Annotated in this window: 22 protein-coding genes; 15 read left to right on the forward strand and 7 right to left on the reverse strand. The window is 44.4% G+C overall.

Translation table 11 applies throughout. The annotated features are described in order from the left end of the window. The first annotated feature begins 125 nt into the window (after nucleotides 1–125). Together LRP50_RS12595 and LRP50_RS12600 are read left to right on the forward strand one after the other, a co-directional pair. Complete coding sequence (locus LRP50_RS12595) at nucleotides 126–1,184, forward strand: endonuclease/exonuclease/phosphatase family protein (RefSeq protein WP_274164818.1); 1,059 nt, start codon at nucleotides 126–128, stop codon at nucleotides 1,182–1,184. A 122-nt stretch (nucleotides 1,185–1,306) separates the two neighbouring features. After that, nucleotides 1,307–2,098 carry a substrate-binding periplasmic protein gene (locus tag LRP50_RS12600; protein ID WP_274164819.1) on the forward strand — a complete coding sequence of 264 codons (792 nt, stop codon included), beginning with the start codon at nucleotides 1,307–1,309 and terminating at the stop codon, nucleotides 2,096–2,098. Between the two features lie 156 nt (nucleotides 2,099–2,254). On the opposite strand, the gene LRP50_RS12605 is transcribed toward LRP50_RS12600, so the two are convergent. Both LRP50_RS12605 and LRP50_RS12610 read right to left on the reverse strand, forming a co-directional pair. Next, nucleotides 2,255–2,524 (reverse strand): hypothetical protein, encoded by a 270-nt coding sequence (locus LRP50_RS12605; protein ID WP_274164820.1) that lies wholly within the window; start codon nucleotides 2,522–2,524, stop codon nucleotides 2,255–2,257. A 182-nt stretch (nucleotides 2,525–2,706) separates the two neighbouring features. Next, nucleotides 2,707–3,429: an alpha/beta fold hydrolase gene (locus tag LRP50_RS12610; protein WP_274164821.1), complete on the reverse strand. Its 723-nt coding sequence runs from the start codon at nucleotides 3,427–3,429 to the stop codon at nucleotides 2,707–2,709. A gap of 292 nt (nucleotides 3,430–3,721) precedes the next feature. Here LRP50_RS12610 and LRP50_RS12615 point away from each other — a divergent pair, with 292 nt between their 5' ends. Continuing rightward, the gene (locus LRP50_RS12615; protein ID WP_274164822.1) at nucleotides 3,722–4,015 is read left to right on the forward strand and encodes a hypothetical protein; all 294 of its coding nucleotides are present in this window, start codon (nucleotides 3,722–3,724) and stop codon (nucleotides 4,013–4,015) included. Nucleotides 4,016–4,108: 93 nt separating this feature from the next. On the opposite strand, the gene LRP50_RS12620 is transcribed toward LRP50_RS12615, so the two are convergent. After that, complete coding sequence (locus tag LRP50_RS12620) at nucleotides 4,109–4,423, reverse strand: hypothetical protein (RefSeq protein ID WP_274164823.1); 315 nt, start codon at nucleotides 4,421–4,423, stop codon at nucleotides 4,109–4,111. 340 nt (nucleotides 4,424–4,763) lie between these two features. Here LRP50_RS12620 and LRP50_RS12625 point away from each other — a divergent pair, with 340 nt between their 5' ends. Together LRP50_RS12625 and LRP50_RS12630 are read left to right on the forward strand one after the other, a co-directional pair. Beyond that, entirely contained in the window at nucleotides 4,764–6,737 is a 1,974-nt protein-coding gene (locus tag LRP50_RS12625; protein WP_274164824.1) for a methyl-accepting chemotaxis protein, read from the forward strand. A 160-nt stretch (nucleotides 6,738–6,897) separates the two neighbouring features. Then, nucleotides 6,898–7,848: a sensor domain-containing diguanylate cyclase gene (locus LRP50_RS12630; protein WP_274164825.1), complete on the forward strand. Its 951-nt coding sequence runs from the start codon at nucleotides 6,898–6,900 to the stop codon at nucleotides 7,846–7,848. A 165-nt stretch (nucleotides 7,849–8,013) separates the two neighbouring features. On the opposite strand, the gene LRP50_RS12635 is transcribed toward LRP50_RS12630, so the two are convergent. Together LRP50_RS12635 and LRP50_RS12640 are read right to left on the reverse strand one after the other, a co-directional pair. Continuing rightward, nucleotides 8,014–8,364 (reverse strand): DMT family transporter, encoded by a 351-nt coding sequence (locus tag LRP50_RS12635; protein WP_274164826.1) that lies wholly within the window; start codon nucleotides 8,362–8,364, stop codon nucleotides 8,014–8,016. A 103-nt stretch (nucleotides 8,365–8,467) separates the two neighbouring features. After that, nucleotides 8,468–8,989, reverse strand: a complete 522-nt coding sequence (locus tag LRP50_RS12640; protein ID WP_274164827.1) for a DUF3332 domain-containing protein — start codon at nucleotides 8,987–8,989, stop codon at nucleotides 8,468–8,470. A 335-nt stretch (nucleotides 8,990–9,324) separates the two neighbouring features. On the opposite strand from LRP50_RS12640, the gene LRP50_RS12645 reads away from it, so the two are divergent. The 3 genes from LRP50_RS12645 (at nucleotide 9,325) to LRP50_RS12655 (ending at nucleotide 12,703) form a co-directional block, all read left to right on the forward strand. Then, a complete protein-coding gene (locus tag LRP50_RS12645; protein WP_274164828.1) occupies nucleotides 9,325–9,534 on the forward strand; it encodes a DUF2986 domain-containing protein in 210 nt (69 codons plus the stop codon). A 162-nt stretch (nucleotides 9,535–9,696) separates the two neighbouring features. Continuing rightward, entirely contained in the window at nucleotides 9,697–11,505 is a 1,809-nt protein-coding gene (locus LRP50_RS12650) for a M3 family oligoendopeptidase (protein WP_274164829.1), read from the forward strand. Between the two features lie 394 nt (nucleotides 11,506–11,899). Then, nucleotides 11,900–12,703 (forward strand): M48 family metallopeptidase, encoded by an 804-nt coding sequence (locus tag LRP50_RS12655; protein WP_274164830.1) that lies wholly within the window; start codon nucleotides 11,900–11,902, stop codon nucleotides 12,701–12,703. A 95-nt stretch (nucleotides 12,704–12,798) separates the two neighbouring features. Here the strand turns inward: LRP50_RS12655 and LRP50_RS12660 are convergent, their stop codons facing one another. Then, a complete protein-coding gene (locus LRP50_RS12660) occupies nucleotides 12,799–14,391 on the reverse strand; it encodes an ABC-F family ATPase (protein ID WP_274164831.1) in 1,593 nt (530 codons plus the stop codon). 317 nt (nucleotides 14,392–14,708) lie between these two features. On the opposite strand from LRP50_RS12660, the gene LRP50_RS12665 reads away from it, so the two are divergent. From LRP50_RS12665 to LRP50_RS12695, 7 genes are all read left to right on the forward strand, one after another. Then, a complete protein-coding gene (locus LRP50_RS12665) occupies nucleotides 14,709–16,529 on the forward strand; it encodes a diguanylate cyclase domain-containing protein (protein ID WP_274164832.1) in 1,821 nt (606 codons plus the stop codon). A 363-nt stretch (nucleotides 16,530–16,892) separates the two neighbouring features. After that, a complete protein-coding gene (locus tag LRP50_RS12670) occupies nucleotides 16,893–17,918 on the forward strand; it encodes a sensor histidine kinase (RefSeq protein WP_274164833.1) in 1,026 nt (341 codons plus the stop codon). After that, nucleotides 17,906–18,655: a LytR/AlgR family response regulator transcription factor gene (locus LRP50_RS12675; RefSeq protein ID WP_274164834.1), complete on the forward strand. Its 750-nt coding sequence runs from the start codon at nucleotides 17,906–17,908 to the stop codon at nucleotides 18,653–18,655. Before LRP50_RS12670 ends, LRP50_RS12675 begins: the two co-directional genes overlap by 13 nt. A 312-nt stretch (nucleotides 18,656–18,967) precedes the next feature. Then, nucleotides 18,968–19,630 carry a hypothetical protein gene (locus tag LRP50_RS12680; RefSeq protein WP_274164835.1) on the forward strand — a complete coding sequence of 221 codons (663 nt, stop codon included), beginning with the start codon at nucleotides 18,968–18,970 and terminating at the stop codon, nucleotides 19,628–19,630. A 285-nt stretch (nucleotides 19,631–19,915) separates the two neighbouring features. Then, nucleotides 19,916–20,452: a DUF4136 domain-containing protein gene (locus LRP50_RS12685; RefSeq protein ID WP_274164836.1), complete on the forward strand. Its 537-nt coding sequence runs from the start codon at nucleotides 19,916–19,918 to the stop codon at nucleotides 20,450–20,452. Between the two features lie 44 nt (nucleotides 20,453–20,496). Continuing rightward, nucleotides 20,497–21,777, forward strand: a complete 1,281-nt coding sequence (locus LRP50_RS12690) for a cytosine deaminase (protein WP_274164837.1) — start codon at nucleotides 20,497–20,499, stop codon at nucleotides 21,775–21,777. Between the two features lie 174 nt (nucleotides 21,778–21,951). Continuing rightward, on the forward strand, nucleotides 21,952–22,527 hold the full coding sequence (locus LRP50_RS12695) for a chloramphenicol phosphotransferase CPT family protein (protein WP_274164838.1): 576 nt from the start codon (nucleotides 21,952–21,954) through the stop codon (nucleotides 22,525–22,527). A gap of 20 nt (nucleotides 22,528–22,547) precedes the next feature. Here LRP50_RS12695 and LRP50_RS12700 read toward each other — a convergent pair whose 3' ends face one another. Then, on the reverse strand, nucleotides 22,548–25,220 hold the full coding sequence (locus tag LRP50_RS12700; protein WP_274164839.1) for a M4 family metallopeptidase: 2,673 nt from the start codon (nucleotides 25,218–25,220) through the stop codon (nucleotides 22,548–22,550). Nucleotides 25,221–25,441 lie beyond the last annotated feature (221 nt).

The following is a 25,441-nucleotide window of genomic DNA, read 5'->3' on the forward strand; positions in this document are numbered from 1 at the left end:
GAGTAACTTGTTTAATGATTTAATGCGCTTCCTCCCGAAGCGCATTTTTATCCTACCTACCTCACCGATCAGCTTCAAAGTCTTCGCTATACTAAATACATATTTTTCAATATTGAGACGAGATTGTGTTCGCTACCAATAGCAAAAGCTCTTACGCTCATAGTGCCTTTGGCCTCAAGCTCGCAACCATTAACTTGTTTAATTTTATCGAGCCACCTGGCGCATTTTATGAGTTCAGTAACATTTACAGCGAAGACCAATGGCGACAAAAAAAGATGTGGCTCAATCGCTACATCGGCAGTTATCAGCCTGACATTATTGCGTTTCAAGAAGTCTTCAGTGCCTCGGCATTAAAGGCGTTACTTGAACCTTTAGGGTATCGCTTTTTTTCAGTGGTTGATGAGCCAGAACCCATCAACTCAGTCAATGATTACGTCTACAAAAGCCCTGTTGTCTGCCTCGCATCTCGCTACCCCATTTTAAGCGCATTGCCATTGCGTGCCGATCCGGTTTTATCTGAACAAATCGGGATGACTGAAGATTTTGAATACAGCCGCCTGCCCCTTTGCGCAACACTCGAGTTGCCTTCATTGGGACAGACCGATGTCTATGTGGTGCACTTGAAATCCAAACGCCCAATTTTGGATGAAAGTGAGCAAACCGCAGAACACAAAAAAACGCTGCACGAATCCATGCGCGCTGAAATAGCAGGCTCATGGGCGTCATCCATTCAACGCGGCTCCGAAGTGTGTCAACTCATGGCCGCCATCATTCAGCGTCGATTTGAAACTAACAATCCAGCCATTGTTATGGGTGATTTTAACGATGATATGAACTCAGACGTTTTGGGGGCTTTTCACGTTTCAGGCTTACGCTCAATCACTGAAGATATGGCTGACATGCCGCTGTCTCACTATCAACTCCATGATAGTTGGGATTTATTCGTTAAAAACACGGGAGAAACAGGTCTAGAACGCCCGAGTACACATTACTTCCATGCCAAAGGTTCTGTGTTGGATTATATTTTACTCTCGAACGAATTTAACAGCAGCGATCCCGCCAGCCTCGCGGAGGTCGGTGATTTTCATTGCGAAGATAGCCACCTGATTAACCCAAAGTTTGATCAAGATGCTTACAGCAGTGACCATGCTATTGTCAGTGTCACTATAGGATTACGTCGATAAGTCTCTGCACTTCACAAAAACAACTCCAATTTCCTCGCGGTGTTCTCCAAATTGGCATAGCTTTAAAGTGTCCATCTCATTTGTAAGACGTGATGGTCACTTTTTTGCATTGGAGAACGATAATGATTGGCTTCACATGGACACCTTTTTTAAATACGCAATCAATCAAACTGCCTATCCTCTTCAGTTTGCTCCTCACGAGCTTTTTTGCTCCGCTACCGGCTTATGCGGCAGCCGAAAACCAAAACCAAAACCAAGAAATTACCATCGTCAGCGAAGCATGGACGGACGCTACCCATAAAGACGGTTCAGGGCTGTATTTCGACATCATGCGCGAAGTGTTCGAACCCTTAGGCTACAAGCTAAATTTCCTCACAACGACCTATTCACGAAGTGTTTACCTGGTTCAATCCAAGAAAATGCATGCGTTTCTCGGCTCATACATCGATGAGCAAGAAAATGTCCTCTATCCCTACTGGCATTTTGACGCAGAACAAGTGGCGGCGGTATACAAATATACAGTGATACCAGAGTGGCAAGGTGAACAATCGTTGCACGGGAAAACGGTCGCATGGGTAAAAGGTTACGACTACAACGAGTACATGGGAACCACTGTAAACATACGAGAAGTTAAGTCTCGCAGACAAGGGCTGACCATGCTGTACTCTGACAGACTCGATGCTTTGATCGATGCACGAAGCGAAATCGAAGAAGAATTCGAAAAAGGCAACATAGACAGAAACGCCTTTATTATTTCAAATTTCATAGATTTAAAACTCTACCCTGCATTCACAAACACACCTCAAGGTGAAGAGCTGCGTCGACTCTATGACGAAGGTTTTGAAGAGTTATTACATTCCGGCAAGCTAAAAACGATGTTCGAAGACTACGAGTGGGACTATTTTCCTTTTTGACATAGAACCATGTAACCAGTTTGAACAGAGGGCATATGGTTTAAATGCCTATTGCCCTATTGCTGATCAAACGTGAACTCTCAGTATGTTCAGATACAAAAAAAGACGCCGATTCACATCGGCGTCTTTTTGTATTCTTTGTGTCAACCCTAGCCATTAGCGGTTATCAGTGACGTCCTGATAATCCCCATCAATAGTTTTCCCTTGATGACGTTGCTTAGGGCCAAAAGGCGTTTGTTCGGTCTGTTGCTCATATTGCGCTTGGTAAACATTTGCTTGCTCTTCTTGCGCTTTGCGTAGCTTCCTTACAATGAATGGCTTCGCAATCAGTGCACTCACTGACACAATCAGGCCAAACACAGCGGCAAACATCAAAGTAAAGAAGCCGAGAATAAGTGTAACCACACCGATCAGGATTTGTCTCATGTATATTTCCCGTGGATTAAAATCGTATTGACTTCCGATACCGAAGCAACCTGCAAACACCTTTCGCATCAAGTCGCTTGGGTATACTTGATAAAATGCGCCTAGCAAGGACACTTTTCAAGGGTACTTTACAGATATTTACACTCTTAGTGTGCAACCACTTCTACCTAGAAGTGCACTTGTCATTGAGACGAAGCAATCATTTCATTGATTTGATTCACTAATACGGGCACATTTTGCCACAATACAAAATGTCCCTCATCCTTGAGTATTTTTAAATTAGCATGAGGTAAGCGCTTTTTTGCAAAGTAAGAGTTATTCGGGTCAGCCAAATCATCGTCTTCACCATGCACCAACACGATAGGCATGGTTAATGACTTCCAATCTTGCGCCGCCAGCTTTTGCAATTCCATCTCAAGCACCATCATTTCTTCATTGGAACGAAGCATATCGTCTGGAATAACCCATTTAGCCAATAGGGTATCAGCCATGTAGTTATACCATTTTGGTGCTTCTAATTGAGGGTCAAACGCAGATGCAATAAGTAATAAACTGTCTACATAATCAGGGGCAAGTAACGCCAATTGCAACGCAATCGGTCCTCCAAGAGAGTGGCCAACCAACAAGGTTTTTTTCTTTTCTTGCAGTAATGGAAGCAATACTTGAGCTTGTTTCTTCAATGAGGTCTCAACGGGCGTTTGCGATTGCCCGAAACCCAGCCTATCGACAGCCACCAAATCAAGATTTTGCAACGCGGGATGACCGAGGTAGTCGTCATAGCCCTCTTTACTGCCTGGCGAGCCGTGGATGAAAATTATTCGGTGGTCTGACTCAGGGTCTCCCGATGCTTTTAGAGACACGGAACGAATATCTGTGCCCTGCTCTGGATGATTTGCCTTATTCATGCTGTTTTCACTATGGCTTGAAGCACTAAACAGACATGCAATCAGCAACATTGTTTTTTTGACTATGTGTACCCTTTCCACAACTATTCACGACCCCTCTTTCAGATTGCTTAAATAGGTAGACCGCTCAAATGGCATTTGAATCCCACCGAATCGCGACAAAATGTGCCGAAAGAGAGACTTTTTATCCGCACTTACTAATGAGACATATTCACCACTCAACACCGATCTAGTCTACTCATATGTCATCGAAGGCACATTGCCTCAACATGTCAGTAAGAGGATGTTTGGCATGAGTAACCCCCTTAGCATTAAACCCACGATATATATTGTTTGTCTTATCACTGCATTAATCACCCTGAGTGCGTGTACAAGTTCTCGACACGACCAACTCGCAGACTTAGGGTTTGCGACGCCTTACCTCGAGGGTTATGACGACGGTTGCCACAGCAAAGTCACGGCAGCTAAAACCATTGGCGAGGGTTTTCGACAGGATCCAGAGCGTATGTTCAAAGAAGCACGTTATGCGAATGGTTGGCGTGACGGATATGAGCAATGCTATGTCGCTAAGCACAGTTTCTACTAATAAGCCTTTATAGAAAAAATCCTGTCATCGCTGACAGGATTTTTGACGACTCTACACGGCTCGCCCGCGTATCGGTTTGCACGATAACTGCAACTAGTGATCGCGAGGGATCACAACAGATCGTTCAATCTCTTGTCCATCTTTTAACATTGCGGTGAATACACCCGTCCTCGTGTTCGGGGCACCTGTCATCACAAACACTCGGCCATTTTCTGGTGTTTGATATTCACCCAGATTACCAGACAAAGTCACGGTGGCACCTTCAACTGGCTCACCATTTTGTATCAGTTGAACCCAAGCACCTTGACCTACGGTAGTTACACGCATATCTAAACCACTGTTCGTTGCTCCCGCGTAAGCGGTAGAAGAAGCCAATATCATTCCCACTGCAATCACAAATTTACTCATCACACCCTCTCTTTTTTAGTTATTGAGATCTATGCCTTTATCTCCTTAAACATAGTTCGCGATGGTGCTCAATGCCAATACAAATGCAGGTAAGCAGATGTCCACGTTGAATCAACTAAACGCTACAGAGCGCACTCAACATTCGCAGAAAAACAACAATGCATCGCAATTAAAAGTGGCCCTGTAATATTTTTGCAACATTTTTCGTGACGCATCATATTTATGTCCTACATTTAAGACAGAAAATGTACAGACAAGCGTATTCAACAGCGTGATATTGAAGCAGTGGTCATCGAAGCGGTAGCTATCAATGCGCAATCAATGATTCATAGGAGAGAACATGCGTAAGCCCATCCCTCAAACCATCAAGGCACAGTTGAGCAGTATTGTCCTTCTGATTTTGGCATCCGTTTTCGTGTTTGCCATCACGTTTCAGCTTTCATTCAAAGAGCTAAGTACGCTCGATAGCGCTTCTGTCGACATTCTAAAAAGCCAAACCTCCGTGCTGATGTTACGCCGCCACGAAAAAGACTTTATGGCTCGTAGTGACGTTAAATATAAAGACAAATTTGATAAAGAATACAATGCGATTAGAGGGAGGCTCTCCAACGCATTAGACAAACTAACGGCCTTGGATATGCCTGGACGAGAAGCAATCAGAAACATGCTGTCCAAACTGAGTAATTATCAACGGGACTTCGATTCTTTGGTGACCCAACGTGTCAAGGTTGGTGTGGAACATGATACCGGGCTTAAAGGGGCTACCCGCACAGCATCACATAGAGTTGAACAAGCAATACAACACGCCCAAGACGACACTATTTACCGCATGCTGCTTATGCTCCGTCGCCATGAAAAAGATTTCCTCCTACGTGCAGATGAAAGGTATATCGACGAATTCAATGCACTATTTTCGACTTTAGGTCTTGCTCTTACTAAACGCGAAATCCCAACAAGTGATCGTCTCCTGATGACCACCTCACTGAATGATTACCATCAAGCATTTAACTCGTTAGCGGAGAGTTTGAAGAAAATTGGCCTTAGCCCAAAACAAGGGTTACACGGAAGCTTGAGAGCCACAGTGCAAGAAACAGAAACGCAAATGAAATCATTGAGTGAAGAGCTGATTCACGCCATTGACCAACGCGAACATCAAATCACAAATACACTCACTCTCATCGGTGGCTCACTGGCAGTCATCGTATGCTTGTCACTGATTTTGATTATCCGCCACGTCACACAAAAAATTGCGGTGGCAAATCATCTTATGGCGAACATTGCCAAAGGAAACAGTTCACTTAATGTACGTATGAAACTCCCAGGAAACGACGAATTGTCTCAACTCGCCTCTCATTTCAATCAATTCATCACGAGCCTACAACACACAATGGAAAAGATATCCGCCATTTCTACCGAGCTGTCATCAAATGCTCGACACAGTCGTGTCATGGCCGGATCCACCGCCAACAACGCAGAGAAGCAACGTGCTGAATCAGATTCAGTTTCAACAGCCATGAACGAAATGACAGCAACGAGTCGTGAAATTGCTCAAAGTGTGGCGCGAGCCGCCAGTGTGGCTCAAGAGTTACAATCATCAGCCACTACAGGACGTGAGGTGAACAGTGAAACCTCAGTAAAAGCCACACAACTTTCTGAAAGCATGAGAAGTGCCAGCGACAACATGCAGCGCTTAAATGATGACAGTGAAGATATCGGCTCTGTGATCGACGTAATTCGATCCATTACTGAACAGACAAACCTATTGGCTTTAAACGCGGCGATAGAAGCAGCACGTGCAGGCGACCAAGGGCGAGGCTTTGCCGTTGTTGCGGATCAAGTGCGAGAACTTGCCATGAAAACCCATCAATCTACCGATGAAATCACAAAGATCATAGAGCAGTTGCAAGGCGGAATTCGCCATAGCGTTTCCGTCATGAATGAAAGTAGCGAGATGGCCACAATCAGTGTCAATCAAGCACGTGAAGGTGCCGCAGTGATGAGTGCAATGGTAGAGCAAATCGAAGATATTGCAGGGCAAAATATGCAAATCGCCACTGCATCAGAAGAACAAACCACGGTGACAGACAGCGTTGATCGTAACATTGTGATCATCGCAGAACTTGCTGGAGAAACCGCGTCTGCCGCTCAAAAATCCAGTCATTCAGCGACCACAATCGAACAATTGGCCAATGAACTAGATGGTCTTGTTGGAACGTTCACAGGAAAACAAGAAGATTCGTCTTTACAAGATGCGAACCAAGCACACATAAATAACCAACGAGGCCTGACAGATACATCTTTTGTGCACGCTTAACGCAACATCTTGATACCCAGAGCCACTTATTCAAATAGCAACCGTAGAGTCAGTGGGTTTGGGTATCCTATTCCTTATACCGAATCAACCTAACTCCAGCATCTTCAAGTAGCTTGGGTATAAGCTATAGTAATGAAATCACCCATGCATTGGATTGCTCATGAAAAAGCCAGCATTGCCTGTAGATGAAGCGCTCAGACTCAAGTCATTACATAGTCTCAATATTGTAGATACAGCAGATGATGAGAGATTTGACAGACTATGCCGGCTTGCGAGACAAATGTTTGCTACCAAAGTGGCAGCCATTAGCTTTATCGACAACGACCGTCAGTGGGCTAAATCCTGTATTGGCACGCTTGATCGAACCATTCCACGTGACATCTCTTTCTGCGCCCACACCATCTTGAATTCTGAACCGCTCGTGGTAAATCACGCAGCCAACGACACACGATTTCACGATAATCCCTTAGTGACATCTGAGCCCAATATCCAATTCTATGCAGGATACCCAGTTAAGCATGTCAATGGGGCCATCATCGGTACACTCTCGATCATGGATGATGAACCTAGGGGCTTTGACGCGGAAGACCTTAAATGCTTGAAAGACATTGCCGAATTAGTTCAAAGTGAATTACACGCCATTCTCTTAACCACTCAGGATCAGTTAACCGGTCTTCTGAATGCTAATGGGTTTCGGGTTCTCTCTCAAAACAGTCTCAATATGTGTGAGCGCTTGAAAGCCCCAGCGGCCTTAGCCTACTTTGATGTGAGGGATGTGAAACAAATCAACACAATGCAAGGCAATCGTGAAGGAGACCATGCTCTCATGATTTTTGCAGAACTTTTGACCTTTGGCTTTCGCGATTCAGATGTGCTCTCTCGCCTAGCGAGCGACAAATTTTCCGTACTTCTCACCAACACTTCCATCGCAAATACACGAGATATCTTGGATCGCTTCAAAGAAAGAGTGGATAGGTATGCTGTTGAAAATCGGCTTTCATATACGCTTGATTACAACGTGGGAGTATCATGGGTGGATGTCGACGGAGATTATGACTTCGATAACCTTTTTGACGAAGCGAAAAACCTCGCACTAAAAACCAAAACTTGAAAGCTCTCTATTGAAATCGCTCTCTTAATTACTTGCGTTTTATAACTCGTGCTTTGATGCTATCGCTTGAAAGACACAGCAATCAAACCTGACTTAACTAGCAGGATGCCGCAGTGTACAAGACGCTTTTCAGCGCCCAAGGGCAACCTTCATATCGTGCGAAAGTTAATGTGCAACGGTCGAAAATAAGTTAATTACCACAACGCCAATAATAATCAACGACATACCGAGCATAGCGGCAAGATCAAGTTGTTGACCGTGCCATAACCATGCCACTAAGGACACCAGCACAATACCTGCAGCACTCCAAATTGCGTAAGCAATGCCTAGTGGCATCGTTTTAACGGTGATGGAGAGAAGATAAAACGATATGGCGTAGCACGACAAGACGACAGCAGTGATCACTGGATGAGTGAAAGACTGCGTTTTTGGCATCATAGATGTAGCAATGATTTCGAATAGAATCGCTACCGATAGCGAAGCCAGTGGAGGAACAGTGGATAGAATTTTAATCATAATGCTGTCTACTCTATTTCGGCATCCCTTCGTCGTTTAACGTTCCTAAATAGCAAAGCCTCGTCCATTAAGGACGAGGCTCTATGTATCGAATTAAAACTAATTATACGCGGTTTGCCGCGTACTCATTCAATTCTTCAACAGACACAGTGGTGATGAACTCTTCATTCAAGTAGAAATTCACCATTTCACCGTCTTTCTCGCCGCGCAGTACTTGAGTGGTACCGTCTGCGTAAGCAACTGACATTTCGATAGATTGATCGTTTACTTGCTTAACATCAGCAGAAGAGATTTTGATCGGTGCAGTTGTCAGATCTTTATCCAGCTTTTGGTTGATTCTGAAAATTGCATCAGCAGGCATGTCTGCAACTGCCGGCGACTTACCTGAAATTGGGTTAGTACCTGTCCAAAACTCAATAGAGTTGAAAATGAAAAGGTCAGCAGTCGCTGCAATACCGTAAACTGGGCTCATCAGCAAGTACAGACCCGCGCGAGCATAACGGTTGTCAACAGCAGTCAGGTTCATTTTCATAACCATACCTGAGGTTGCCATTTGGCCAATACAACCCGTTAAAGATGAAGCCAGCACAACAGCTGCAATAGCTTTAATAGCAATTTTTTTCATTGTTTTACACACTATGAGTTCAAAAAGTTGGCGAAGTATACAGCGAATTTTCCATTTTAAAAGCGCAAGAAACATCCGTGAACGGCGAGCAAATAACAGGCAATTAACAGCCATTTGTCAGCGCAAAGTCAGCACAGTTAACATCTGGTTACAACCCAAAGAATGCGAAACAGATCACTTGCATCAAAACCCAAAACCATTGAGCGGGTGAATGAGTGAGGCGGGATTCAATTGCTGTTTATTTGCACTAATAGCGTGATGTTCGGTGTTTGTGCTTGAGTCTATGTGCTATTTGTCCTTACAATCCCCCCTCGAAAAATTGACGGTCATTCCTAATGAACAGAAAAAAGAAAATCATTCAAACGCTAAAGAAACGTGAGAAGAAGCAAAAGGCCAAATTGCACACTTCTAACAAGCCAAAATACGTTTCAAAAGCCGATCGTGAGAAGCTGGCATTAGAAGCACAAGCAGTGGAAGAAGCGCAAGCATCAACCTCAGATAACTCAGGTGCTGAAGAAAATACCAGCGCTCAAGAGAACGCATGATCTGACTTCCCCAGCAACGTGAAGATGCTCGGGTACCAATGACTGCTGTGGAAAATTTCGAAGCAGTCATCACTTCCAGCTTGGTGTTGTACCTCCACAGTTACGTTCACCCTCTGTATTGCGCTATGGTTACCTCACACTAGCAAGCAAGAGGAAGACGGAATGTCAGCGCCAAGTTGGGATTTTTCATTTGTTTACCAAAGCCTTCAAGATCCAGAAATTAATAACGACTTACTTCTCAGCAAGCAGAATTTAGATGCTCTCGCGCACTTATCTATCGACAATGTTGAAGACTGCCAGCGAGCATTAAGCCTTTACGACGACATCCATATCCTCATTCAGTCCGTATCAAATTACGCCGCTTGTCAATCTGCTGTCGATGCAACAAACGAGGCAGCAAAAGCGTTGGTGATTAAAACCGATGTGATGCAATCCACACTGACACAAGCATTCAGCCCTTTCGAAAGTCAGCTTGCGGGCTGTGACCCTGTATTTTTTGACGCCGTCATGTCTGGCAATGATGAAACTGGAAGCTACGATCGGCATGCATTTCGCTTTTCCCGTATGCGTCAACACCGCGTCTATCGCTTGTCTGTTCCTGAAGAACAACTGTTAGCTGCTACGCAAGTCGATGGGCGAAATGCATGGGGAAGACTCTACGACGCCATCACTGGTACAACCAAGGTGATGCTGACATTCCCCGATGGCAGCGAAGAAACCATGGGATTATCTCAGGCAGCCAGCCTGTTATATGGTGGAGACACTTATCGCCGTGAACCTGCATGGCGTGCTATTCATCAAGCGATGGAAAAACAAGAAATCACGTTTGCTGCCATTCTCAACGCACTGGCAGGTGGACGTTTAGCTGAATATGAGAAACGCAGCCACACCAAACCGCTTCATTTCCTTTCGCCAGCGCTAGAAGAAAGTCGCATTGAGCAAAAAACGCTTGAAGCCATGATGGGCGTCACAGAGAAGCATAAGGCGCTATCCCGCCGAGCCGCTAAGAGCATGGCCAAAATGTTTGGTAACGATACCTTGGCTCCATGGGATGAAATGGCAGCAATGCCTTCTTTGGAAGCCAAAGTATCGACCAACTACACGTTTGAACAAGCTATCGTCATCATTCGTCGTGCTTTCGACTCTGTTAACCCTGAAATGGCAGAGTTCGTGGATATGATGGTAGAGCAACGCTTGATCGATGCTGCGCCTCAGCCCAATAAAGTCATGGGTGCTTTCTGCACGAAAATCGCGAAAACACGTACCCCATTAGTGTTTATGAGTTACGGCGGCAGTATGTCTGACGTGCTGACGCTTGCACATGAACTTGGTCATGCTTTCCATAATTGGGTGATGAAAGACATGCCAATGGTGGAAACGGATTACCCAATGACATTGGCAGAAACAGCGTCAATTTTCGCTGAGAACGTGGTGCGTGACGCGTTATTGGAAGAAGCCGAGAGTGACAGCGACAAGCTACTGATGCTTTGGGAAGAAGCCCAAACAGCCGTCGCGCTGATGCTTAACATTCCGGTGCGCTTTGAATTCGAGCGAGCCTTTTATCAGCAGCGACTTGAAGGTGAACTCACGCCACGACAATTACGCAACCTAATGTCCGACACATGGAAGCAGTGGTATGGCGACGCTATGTCTGAGCCGAATGATTTGTTTTGGGCGAGTAAGCTTCATTTCAGCATCGCTGAAATCAGCTTTTATAACTACCCCTACTTGTTTGGGTATCTGTTCAGCACGGGTGTTTACGCACAGCGAAACAGTAAAGGCGAACGCTTTTATGAAGACTACAAATCGCTGCTCAAAGACACGGGCAGAATGAGCGCAGAAGAAGTCGCGCTTAAGCATCTCGGGGCCAACTTAGAACAACCGGATTTCTGGCAGCAAAGTATCTCAATCGCAGAAAAACGCATTGAGGCGTTTGAAGCTTTGGTCGATAAAACGGTCGTTAAACGTTAATTTTTCCCCCTTTTCAAAAACTGGCTTTTCAATTTTGTTTTTGGGAGGGGGTAAATAACGTACTTATATAGGCCCGTTCAGTACATATAGTTAATCAACATGAGGGTGGTTGGATTTCAGCGGAAAATCCAGTGAAGCCTTACTCATGTTATCTTTTTTGATTACGATAACTACGCTGGGGAATGGGTCCTAAAGTAGAACGTCAGAAAAATTCAAAAAATAGTCCTCCCTCGGGTTTACACACACATTTGTGCATATTGATTTATATGTTATTGCAAGTGATATCGTGTCGGTTCACACAAATTAATTTACCTCATCTAAATGCTTTGTCTGAGCATTTATTAATCACATATAGTCCTGCGAAATTATTATTAAAGGACTAGGTCATTAACCAATGAATATTTCAGAAATTCGACACCCCAAAGAAGCACTTTACCGGACGATATGTTTGATCGTGGGATCACTCATTTGGTTAGCCCTTCTACTTGGAACTTATTTCTTCATTCTAATTTTTCTCATTCCGATTGCAATTTCATTGTGGATTGCAGAAAAATTTTTCCAAGTCAGTGTTTATGGAAATGCTGTAAACGTAAACAGCAAACAATATCCAGCTATAGACACAATTGCTAAGGAATTTACTGCTTCTCTTGACCTAAAAAAACAACCTGAAATATTTGTTGTTAACTCCCAAGGTATGACAAATGCGTTAGCCATTAAGTTTCTATCGGGGAAATACGTTCTACTGTACAGTGATTTGGTCGACTTATTGTGGCAAAAAGATAACAAAGAAGACCAATTGCGATTTGTCATCGCACATGAACTCGCACATCACGCTGCTGGACACATGAATTTCTGGACCAATCTAATCATGAAACCAGCAAAGTTAATACCATTCCTTGGTGCAGCCTATAATCGCTCTTGCGAGCTAACGTCCGATCGTATTGCTGCCGAACTGGTCAAAAATCAAAAAGCGAGTATTGATGCACTCATTGCTTTAGCATCAGGTAGTGCAAGTTTGTTTGATTTAACAGATAAAGTGGCCTTCATCGAACAAGAGAATCGCGTTCCTTCAGGCTTTGGTTTTATTCAAGAGGTTGGCTCAAGTCACCCGAGAATGACAAAACGCGTCATGGCAGTGAATGAGTACGGCCACTCCAAACCCGCCGCAGTGCGCAACCCAAACGTTCAGGCTGCGTAACTGACTTTGTTGACCCAACTACAAACGCAAACAAAAACACCCGCCTTAGCGGGTGTTTTTTTATCTAATACCAATCGGATCGGTATTAAGCTCGACTAGTGATCAACACCGCGAGACTTAAGGAATTCAGCGTAGGTGCCTTTGAAGTCAGTGATTTTGTTATCTCTGATTTCAATGATGCGAGTCGCTAACGAATCAACAAAAATACGGTCATGCGAAGCGAAGAACAAGGTGCCTTTGAACTGCTCTAAGGCTGTGTTCAATGCTTCGATCGATTCCATGTCCATGTGGTTGGTTGGTTCATCAAGTAACAACATGTTTGGCTTGTGCATCATTAGCTTACCAAGCAACATACGGCCTTGCTCACCACCAGACAGAACCTTCACAGACTTTTTGATATCATCTTGTGAGAACAGCATGCGACCAAGGAAGCCACGGACAACTTGCTCGTCTTCACCTTCCTGACGCCACTGACCCATCCAATCCATCAGTTTCAAATCTTCTTCGAAATCCGATGCGTGATCCTGTGCATAGTAGCCAAGATTGGTATTTTCTGACCATTTGTAAAAACCGGTACGCGGCTCTAGCACACCAGCAAGGGTGTTGAGCAGCGTCGTTTTACCCACGCCGTTTTCACCGATGATCGCGATACGCTCGCCCACTTCAAAAATACCAGAGAAATTCGAGAACAAGTCATGGTCAAAACCTTGGCTCAAGTTTTCAACTTCAAGCGCGTTACGGAACAGCTCTTTTGATTGCTCAAAACGAATAAACGGCGTTTGACGGCTAGACGCTTTCACTTCATCAAGCTTGATCTTATCAATCTGCTTCGCACGAGATGTCGCCTGCTTTGCTTTTGAGGCGTTAGCAGAAAAACGAGCAACGAAGGTTTGCAATTCAGCAATCTGTGCTTTCTTCTTCGCGTTGTCAGTCAACAAACGGTCACGGGCTTGAGAGGCCGCTGTCATGTACTCATCGTAGTTACCTGGATATACGCGCAATTCACCGTAATCCAAATCCGCCATGTGTGTACACACTGAGTTTAGGAAGTGACGGTCGTGCGAGATAATGATCATGGTGCAGTTACGTTCATTCAACGTATCTTCCAACCAACGGATAGTGTCGATATCCAAGTTGTTCGTTGGTTCATCAAGCAGCATGATATCTGGATCAGCAAAAAGCACCTGAGCCAGAAGAACACGTAATTTCCAACCTGGAGCAACGCTGCTCATCAGGCCGTAATGCTGCTCCAATGGAATACCCACAGCAAGAAGCAGTTCACCTGCTTTTGACTCTGCCATGTAGCCATCCATTTCAGCAAACTCCACTTCCAGATCAGCAACACGCATACCATCGTCTTCGCTCATATCTGGGAGCGCATAAATGCGGTCACGTTCTTGTTTCACGTTCCACAGCTCTTTGTGGCCCATGATAACGGTATCAATTACCGAATATTCTTCGTATGCGAACTGGTTCTGGTTTAGCTTGGCAACACGTTCATTAGGATCAACGCTCACGTTACCGCCGCTTGGCTCCAGCTCACCGCTCAGGATTTTCATGAAGGTTGATTTTCCGCAACCATTTGCACCGATAAGGCCGTAACGATTGCCATCGCCAAACTTAACCGAAATGTTTTCGAAAAGGGGCTTGGCGCCAAATTGCTGGGTGATATTCGCTGTACTAATCAAAGTGATTACAATCCTGAGCTATGAATACAAAACGCCGCAAGAGTACAGAGATTGCTCCATTACTTCAAGCAAACAGCGAATTGAGTCACAGACTTGTCATAAAAAATCGGCTACTGAGAAAGCGAATGATGACTCAGAACAATCATTGTCATTAACACTACCAGTCATTGCCCTAAAAAATGCTAACTGTTCACACATCTCAAAACTTGCTATTTGTTTGACTTAACAGCTGAAAATGTAACTACACTTACAAGCTAATCGGCTCACTTATGAGTCAGACGATCACTAAATATGACAAAAAAGCAGATGAGAACGCTATGAGCAAACGCTTTCTATTTACGGTCACAGCCCTAATCGCTCGATGTTTCAATATTCAATTTGCAAGTATCGTGATGATTTTTCTGCTTTCAGCAAGCGCCGTTTCTCTTTCATCATCGCCCGTCTCAGCAGAAACAAGTGCCAAGAAAATACTGTTCATCAATTCATTCCATCGAGGATATGGATGGAGTGACGAGGTCGAAAATGGTTTGAGAGAAACGCTCTCCGCTTCTGGCCAGCCAATCGAGCTTTCTGTCGTATACCTTGATACGCTTCGCCACGATGCCGTCCCGATTAAAGACAAACTTGCCGATATTCTTGCGTTGAAGAATGTTAACGAAGCGATTGATCTCGTTATCACTTCAGACAAGCCCGCTATTGAATTTGCATTGACGCATCAAAACACTTTGTTTCCACGACAACCTATTATCTATACCGCACTTACCGACTCTTCAACCGAGACAATGGATAATGCCCCACGTATCACTGGTATTTCGGAATTTACCGATTACCTCAATGCCATTGACGTCGCCCTAACGCTTCACCCAGACGCTGATAGCATCGCGTTTATTGGCTCTGAGCGCGAGGGGCACAACCAACATATGGTTGATGTCATTAAGGATAATGTTCTCCCTACACTTTCAACGAAAATAAACACTGAAATCTATCTCGATAAACCCCTGGATGAACTTGATGAATCACTAAGCCACCTATCAGCCAACACAATCATCTTCGCACTAAGTAATACTATTCCCAAAATGGACGGTAGCCTATACAGCCCAGCAGAAACTGCACGCCTGCTAGCTTCTGTAACACCATTACCTGTTTATACTTTTTGGCACTCCCACATAGGTCATGGTCCCGTAGGAGGACAAATCGTAACAGGTTTCAGTCAAGGTAAAGCGGCAGCACAGCTCGCCTTACAAGTGCTTAATCAAGACATTGATGCGCCCTTGCCTGCCGATCAGGTTGCACCTGCATCACTGTTTTTTGATTTGGAAGCGGTTGAAAAGCATCAAATTGACTCAACGATGCTGCCAGAAGGTTCTCGGTTCATAAACTACCAAGCCCCCATTTGGCAAGAATATAAAACGGAAGCGCTAACTACCCTTGTCATCGTGTTTGGGCTCAGTTCGATGGTACTTGCCTTTGTATTACTCGCAAGACGCCAAACAGAAACCATACATCAGATGAGCGATGAAAACGTCGAACTTAATCAGGCGTTAGACCTAAACCAAGAAGCACTTGATGACGTTACCCATCAGTTAGAAGAAGTCAATATCGTAGATGAGCTAACCGGATTGGGAAATACTCGTCATTTCAATGATATGTTGGACAAAGAGTTACGCCGAGCCAGTCGCTACAAAACGCCCTTGAGCTTATTGCTCATTTCTGTTGACCAATTTGATGCGTACGTAAATACGCAAGGGCAAGAAGATGCAGACAAGCAATTGATGGCCATTAGTCAAATTATCAAAGACACTTGCCAGCGCTCCTCTGATGTTCTTGCTTTCCTTCACAACGCAAAGTTTGCGATCATTTTGCCACATACAACACGAGACAACTCTCAGGTCGTGTGCCAAAAACTTCATAGTGGACTGAAACACAAAACCCTTCCATTTATGCTTTCCCAAACGGGGGCTTTAACTCTGAGTATTGGCTTATCTTCACTCGAAAGTACCGAAGATCGAATTAATCCTCAACATATGTTCAATACCAGTGAAATGATGCGCCTTGATGCAGAACGAAAAGGCGGAAACGGCACTCAATCTGAAGTTATTTCTCTACACTCTTCGTCAAGCACATCGAATGGAACATGAGTATCCTCGCCGTTTACTCCAGTTTAAAACCACTTATCGCGTCATAATGACGCTTATCTCATCATACTGACGACTAACACAGTTTTAGTTAACGTGCTTGTGTTGGTTGTTTTTCCAAACTGTTTTCCCAAACATGACGGAAAAGCCACTGTGCATCCGAAATACCTTATCGAAAGGCGCGCATATTTTTTGCTGCGCCTATTTTTTATGAATGTTTCAACATGCATCCATTTTCGGTTCCGAATGATTGAAACCAAATAATTTTAGTTTCCGCGACACTTATCACTCTTATTCATCTATATAGATGTTTCGAATTGCCTTGATAAAAATTAACATCGTCTATGACTCAAGAGGCACCGACAAATGGACAATAATCCAACATACAAAGTTATCAATTTATCTAATATTTCATACACCGTTGTTCTATGCTTTATTGTTGCTTTTCTCACCCAATTTCTATTTGCAGGTTCATACCTTTACCATGTCGCTATTTCCTTCGGATATTGCTTAACCTTTACCCTATCCAACAATTTCATTGCTAAAACTTACCCTAATCGACCTCATTGGAAAAATGTCATTGTCGCCACTTTAGTCGGTATGCCCTTTGGTGGTGCAAACATGTTGTTTTGGATGAACTACTACAAGGGATTATCAGAAACAGATAGTATTCTCCCTGCTCTTGCTATCACCACAGCCATTGCTTTTTGTATTGCTTATTTTTTTATTACGCAAGCGCGAGCGACCACAGCAGAGTCACAATTGAAGGACATTAAGCTACAACAAGCTGAGCAAGAAAAAGCACTGATCAATAGTCAATTAAGAAGCCTACAGGGGCAAATGGAGCCACATTTCTTGTTTAACACCTTGGCGAACATCCAAGTATTGATTGATAGCGATTCTCACAAAGCAAAAATGTTACTCGAAAAAATCACAGATCTGCTTCGTGCAAGTCTTAAGCAGCACCGCAAAGATACCATTTCTCTAACAGATGAATTACGTCTGTTAGATAGCTACTTATCAATCCAACAAATACGACTTTCCGATCGAATGGGTTATACGATTTCACTTGATGATTCCATTTCGCCACAAACGCTTATCCCCCCCTTTTTGATTCAACCCGCAGTTGAAAATGCCGTTGTCCACGGAATAGAGCCTTCGATAAAAGGGGGACACGTTCAACTTAACATCTCAAAAGAGGGCAATAGGATAACGGTTGAAGTGACGGATAATGGCATTGGTTTCAATGACGCATCAAAAGGTCACGGGCTCAGCATGAAAAATGTGCGACAGCGCCTTTCTGCCCTTTATGGTGAAGGCGGAAAGTTAGAACTTATTCCTCATAGCAGAGGTGGATTCACGACAAGGATCTCTATTCAATGCGAGCAGTGATTGCTGATGACGAACCGTTACTACGACACCATTTGAGCAAGCTACTGGGTGAACTAAGCTCATCTATTGAAGTAGTTGCAAGTGCTAAAGATGGGATAGAAGCCGTTGAAAAAATCAAAGCGCTCAAACCTGATATCGTGTTTTTAGACATTCGAATGCCAGGGCTAAATGGCCTAGAGGTCGCCACCATCATTAACGAACTAGATGTGTTGCCTCGTATTATTTTCGTTACAGCCTACGACCACTACGCGATTGAGGCCTTCGAGCAGGGCGCTGTCGACTACCTCGTTAAGCCCATTGACGAATCTCGACTGCTAAAAACATGTGAGCGACTTGAATGCCAGCAAGAACAATCGTTAAATCGTGAAGAGTTGATCAACATACTGTCGCAAACTCAAGTTAAAAAAGAAGCGCCGCTTACGTGGCTAAAAGCAGCGAAAGGTGAGGATATCCATCTCATCCATGTAGACGATGTCGAGTATTTTAAAGCAGAAGACAAATACGTCACTGTAGTGACACAGAGCAGTGAATACATTATTCGAACGCCGCTGAAAAACCTCTCGAGAAATTTATGTAGTGACACTTTTTGGCAGATACACCGCTCAATTATCGTCAAAGTCTCATCGATTCACCGCGTATCTCGAGACATAACGGGAAAAATGGTCGTCGAACTCAATGACAGTGCTCATAAATTGCCCGTAAGCCGAAATGCAAACGCGCTATTCAAACAAATGTAACACAACAGAATTATCCTTAATTTCATTCCTTTCCAGCAATCTAAATCAGCAGAATAAAAAAAGACATTCAATCGTTCACTTTGGGTAGCTTGGGTATCAGGTAGCGCTGTAGTTTTATCAATTCGTTTCATTAATTCTTTCCGCCCAGCTCATTACAAACGCAAATGTTTGCCATTCATCGTCAGGATTCACCGTTTGTCGCACCGCACTTTTCATTGTCATTAATCAGGATAGAGTGACCCTAATAACCAAGTATGTTGAAACCACTTGGTACTCATCAAAAACCAGCGGTACATGAATGGAGTCAAGGATATGACCCTTAAAAACAATCTATTTGGTCGGTCACTGATCCTCGTTTTCGTTGTATTAACCAGCATTTTTCCCATTTGGTTCGCCCAAGTGAATGCTGATCCAGCCCCTAGAACACTGCAAGAATTCTTTCTCGACGCATCATCAGGAAGAAGTGAAGCAAGAGAGGTGGTATTGAGTTCAGTCGAGAGCCTACTGAGACAATACCCAAATGACCCGCTACTGACAGCCTATTACGGTAGTACACTGAGCATGAAAGCTCGGGATTCTTGGCTCCCCTGGAAGCAAGAAGAATACATTGAACTTGGCTTAGAAAACCTCAATAAATCGTTAAATCTTTTGAGCATGGATGCCTATTCCAAGCCTTATTATGGCCTTAACGAAGGAATTTTCACTCAATCGATCGCCGCAATCACATTCGTCAACAGTCCCGATTACTTCCATCAAAAAGAGCGTGGCTATGAGATGTTGAAGCACATGATGGCTTCTGAGCAATTACAAAATTATCCCTTTGGACCGCAAGCGTGGATACATATTGGTGCAGTAGAAGCTGCGCTAGCCATGAAAGACGACAAAGTGGCTAAAGGGTGGGCTCAAAACATGCAAAAACTGGCACCTACACACCCAATGACTAAAAAAGCACTTTCTCTCACCACCAAAGCTTAATCAAGACGTCACACACGCTCATTTTCTCCATACCCAAGCACCTTTAAGTTGTTTGGGTATAAAAGTCTTTCATTTACTGTCTGTTGAAATCCAAGTTCACTCTCTGGCAACTTTTTCAGATTTTTGGTGGTCTTATTCAAGTCCTGTTCACATTTGGAATGTTAACGTTAATATCGTGCTAAGAAAGCACCTAGGACAATGAAGCAATACCTAAAGCGAATACCCATCATGCTTGGCCACCTCTCGTTAGCGAAGCATAGATTTCACTGAACCCGAGAAAACACTATGTACTTACGCCTGATTTCACTCATTTTTATTCTGACGTTGGTAGGATGCGCAAAAAGTGTTTATACCGATTATGATCAACAATATGACTATAGCGACATACAGTCTTACAAGATTGTCAGTCCCGCCGGTTCAAACCCGACATCGCTAGACGATGGACGTGTGAAGCAAGCGGTGAAAAAGGAGTTGACCGCCATGGGACTCATTGAAACTGGCAGTGAGCCAAACGTAAACGTTCGTTACTTCATTGAGCCCAAAACCGAGAATGTCGCTTATGGTTCATCCGTTCGATTTGGATATGGCTCTCGACGATTCGGCGTGGGCTATGAAACGCCAACTCGCTATGAAGAAAGAAGCTACGGGCAACTCGTTGTAGAAATGGTCAACACGACATCCAACCAAGTGATTTGGCGCGCCGTATCGAAGAGAAAACTGACTGACCGAATGACGCCAGCAAGTAAAAATGCCTTTATACAAGAGCAGATTAAAGAGATGTTCGAAGAGTTTCCGCCGACAACAACGGAGCCTGAGTATTAATCTTAGGTCGACGATGAATATTCAATGGTAGGGAAGTGCGCTAAATGACAACTGATTTGCTAATTACTAATGCCGTCATTCGAGGCCAAAGTGCCCCGTCCAATATATTGATAAAGAGTGGGACAATTTGCGCCATTGATGCCAACGATATTCACGTTGAATCCAATGTTGTTACGATTGACGCTGAAGGCGGATTGGTACTTCCCCCATTTTGCGAGCCGCATGTTCATTTAGACACAACCCAAACGGCTGGCGAACCGAGTTGGAACATTTCAGGAACCTTATTTGAAGGAATTGAACGATGGTCAGAACGTAAAGCAACGCTATCGATTGAAGACGTGAAGGTACGAGCCAAACAAACACTAACATGGCAAATTGCCAACGGTATCCAACACGTTCGAACCCATGTTGATGTTTCTGACCCGACACTCACAGCATTAAAGGCAATGCTAGAAGTTAGAGAGGAGATGAAAGAATGGATTGATATTCAGATTGTCGCCTTTCCACAAGAAGGCATCCTTTCATACCCTAATGGAAAAGCGATTCTGGAAGAAGCCGTCAAACTGGGTGCAGACGTTGTCGGCGCAATTCCTCACTTTGAGTTCACTCGTGAATACGGCATTGAATCTCTGCATTTTGCCTTTGAATTGGCCCATCAATATGGCTGTCTCATCGACATACATTGCGATGAGATTGACGATGAGCAGTCCCGTTTCGTTGAAACCGTGGCAGCACTGGCGCATAAATACAGTATGGGCAGCAAGGTCACAGCCAGTCACACCACAGCGATGCATTCGTACAATGGCGCGTATACCTCTCGATTATTCCGCTTACTGAAACTGTCTGAAATTAACTTTGTTGCCAACCCTCTGGTCAACATTCATCTGCAAGGCCGCTTTGATGACTACCCAAAGCGTCGTGGTATCACTCGTGTCAAAGAGATGCTGGCCTCGAACATCAATGTATGTTTTGGCCACGATGATATCTTTGACCCTTGGTATCCACTCGGTACAGCGAACATGTTGCAGGTACTGCATATGGGGCTACATGTTTGTCAAATCATGGGATATGACCAACTCAACCAATCTCTCGATCTAATTACTCACCATTCAGCACGCACACTAAACATCGAGGCTAACTATGGGATCGCCGTTGGTAAACCAGGGAATCTTATCATCCTGCCTGCTGACAATGATTTTGATGCCGTTCGTCGGCAAGTGCCCGTGAGGTATTCCATTCGCTTTGGACGGGTGATCGCGCAAACCCAGCCTTCAATTACATCCGTTCACCTCAACACCACTGAAAATGTGACGTTCAAGCGCTAAGAACTCTGAACGGATTGAAGTCATACTTAGGGGGAATGAGAAGTAAGTGCAAAAACACTGGCGCTCTCCTAATAAATTTGCGACTCCCTATTCAATTGGTTATGACATGCCTATACACCTGAAAAATCTGTGTGTTTAAATCACTTAATGTCATTCCGCTAGGTTGAAAACGTCATGTATCCACAAATCATTTTGCTCAATGGTACAGGTAGCTCAGGAAAAACCAGTATAGCTAACACCTTGATTGAACAGTTGCCCGTTCAATACCTTAACTTCAGCATTGATAGCGTACTCTACGCTTTACCGCCTAGTGACCTTGAAAAAATGATGGAAGGAAAAGCCATTACACGCCAAGGATATGATTACCCCACTCTGGTACGCGGGTATCACCAAGCAGCAAAAGGGCTTGCAAACGCAGGATGTAAACTCATCCTCGATAATGCATGGATCCCAGATGAAGAAAAACGTGACATGCTAGAAGCATTTTCTGAGTTTGATGTTTGTCTCGTGGGAGTCAAATGCCACTTACTTGTAGCTATGGAGAGAGAACGCCAACGCGGAGATCGCGCCATTGGACTGGCGGAAAGCGAATACAACCATGTACACACCAATATGAACTACGACTTTGAAGTAGACACGACAACACTCTCCCCACAAGCCAATACCGATAAAATAATGACATTTCTAAAGAATAAACCTGTACTTTCAGGCGCATCCATCAGCAAAAAAGAGTTAGAACAGATCGCATGATCTGACATCGATGTCGCAAACTAACGTAGGTGAAGCCTACGATTTTTTGCTTGCTTAGAACCTAACAAGAACATCAACGCGAAGCAGTATAAAAATAGCGTGCTCCCACTTCCCCCTCCGCCTCCCGAATCGACTGTCGATTGAGGCGCCGTTGTTTCCGACATTGACAACGTTGCCCCTTCAAAAGCTTCTGAGCCATATATCATCACATAGTATGTGCCTGCACTCATCCCCGACAATGAGCATGACTCCTGATTCGAATTGCCCCCTGACTGACAATCATACAACGTCGTTGTTGGCGCTACCCCTTCCCGAATGTAAAGATCGGCGTCTCCAATCCCCCCTGATAGTGAGACAGTCACCGTAGTAGAAGAAAGCGTTGATGCTCCTACACTTAAAGCGGATTTTAAAGATGATTGGTTAGACGCCAATACACCGGCATTCGTGACGCTGAACGAATAATAAATCGCTTCGCCAACCAACCCTTCAAGATTAGAAATCGGTGAATCTGGATCAATAGGCTGTGCACGCTCTTCAGGAGGCAGTACCACACTCCCCTGCTCGACGGCTAGCGTCACACCTGAGTAGCTACTGTAACCATGAAGCATGATGTAAACATCTTCACCCGCGCCACCAGTCACTTCACAGGTTTCGTTATTGCCATAGTAGTAAGGTCGGCAATCATAGTCAGATTGAGACGGGGCACTGCCCTTATTCACATACAGGTCAGCATCACCATCACCATTTGCAATACTCACGCGCACATCACTGCCATCTTCTGGCATCGCGAACTTATAGAACAGCATGTCACCACGAGAACCCGCTAGGTTCAAAAGGCTGTCGCCAATCGAAAGCACTTGTGGTGGTGTCAATGTGATATCCAACTCAATGGTTACGCCAGAAAAGCTCGTCTCACCCACCAGCAAGACATTGTATTCACCGCTACCTTGGAAGGTGACATCACACACTTCATTGTTATCAGACCCTGTCGATGCACAATCATAGTCAGACGGTGAAGGCAGACCATTGTATTTCACAAACAGGTTCGCGTTGCCCGCACCTCCAGATAGCGTCACACTGGCACTGTCTGTGTTAACAGGTAGCGAAAAGTAGAACGACGTCTCTGAACCCAATCCACCACTCACATTGGTCACCGGGACCTCATCGATTAACTCGGTTGAGTCCAAACACGCATATACACCGACCTGCTCAAACGCATTCACAACATCGGATGTGCTATAGCCAAGATCACTGGCAGCACGAACAACCCCACATCCGCCATCATCAAAATTCGAGTCGGCCTCCCAATAGAGCTTGTTAGCAAAAGCAAATGCTTCAAACGCTTTTCGTACATCCCAACCAGAGGTTGTGGCAAGAAGATAAAAAGCACGATTGAACACGCCGCTCGAGTAATGAACATCCATGCCTGAGTAATATTCATTCGCATGGTCAATAGAGCGTCCGTCATCTGATGGCGTGACAAAATATCGCAGTCCACGTCCGGTTTTAAATATGTCCGAGCCAACGACCCAATCAATCGTACCCTTCCAGTAATATTCGGCCGCTTCACCCGCTATGTCAGAAAAAGACTCATTAATACCGCCAGACATACCCGAATAAATCAGATTCGAGTTTTGACTTGTAAATCCATGGCTCACTTCATGCGCAGACACATTGACATCCACCAAAGGATAAAAGGTGCTGTAACCGTCGCCAAACGTCATTGAAGAGCCATTCCAAAACGCATTTTCATAGTTATTGCTGTAGTGAACACGCATGACCAACTGAAACGTTAACGGTGCCATACTTAGCCAGTCGTTATACATATCAAACACTAACTGGCCGAAAAAATGCGCGTCATTCAGCGGAGAGTAAGCACCATTTATCGTTTTGTATGAATTGGTATTACTCGCGTCATTACATGTATAGGAATAAGCCGTCGACCCGGATGTACCATGATTCAAATTGACGGTTTTCACGTTCGCATTTTCCATCTTGCATGTCGTACCCACTTTGTCGACCGCAAAACCCGCGTAATCTGAACCAAATACGTATTGCCCTGTTTTCTCATTGCCACCTGGGCCTCCACCTATATCAGATGCGTGCGCCAGACCTTCCCACATTTTCAAAATTTTACCGGTCTTAGCGTCAATATAAGCATGGGGCCGAGTCGGTTTTGTCGTCGGCATGAAAAAGCTCACTTCATACACGAGGTGGGGTTGAGTGTTTTCGTCAAGCCATACAAATAACTCGCTCCACTCATCTTCCGGCACGACAATATTGTTGTAAGGTGGGGAAGTAGGATGCTGATTCTTTAACAGTTGTCTCGCTCGATGATGGCTAACAGAAGGCGTTGTCTTCGTTAAGGTTTGGGATAGACCAACAACGCGTTTACCCCGTGCATTGGCGAATCCGTCAATGCCTTTGTCTGAAACAACCCGCCCTTTTCGGACAGGCAACCCTTGAAAATACTGCTGGTGCTTAGTTTTAACTTTGCCATTAGGAAGTACGACGGTTTCGGTGGGTACGAAGCCTGAGAATGGCGAACCTTGTTGCGTTGAGTAACCCGTCGGATGAGCATCTGACAAGATAGAGACATCGCCGTGGACAGATTCAACGATAGTTCCACTGGCTGACTCAGCGGAAAATATTACTAAAAATAGCACCAAGCATTGGCATCGCAGTATCGACATTAAGCCACCAGAACCTTATTTGAGACACATGATCTCTAATTAATAATGGTAGAGGTTTTGGAATTGATAAAGGCAGATACCGCAGTTCTTACTGCTTTTTTTTCGTTCACTTTTCACCCAACAAAAAGCGCCTTACTAAACGTTTGATACCGAAAGATTTCAACCTATTTCCGGCCTATGCCTCCAGTAAGCACAATGAACACGGCGTTGACTTTCGCTAA

The organism is Enterovibrio gelatinilyticus (assembly GCF_028683095.1).
GTDB classification, from domain to species: domain Bacteria; phylum Pseudomonadota; class Gammaproteobacteria; order Enterobacterales; family Vibrionaceae; genus Enterovibrio; species Enterovibrio gelatinilyticus.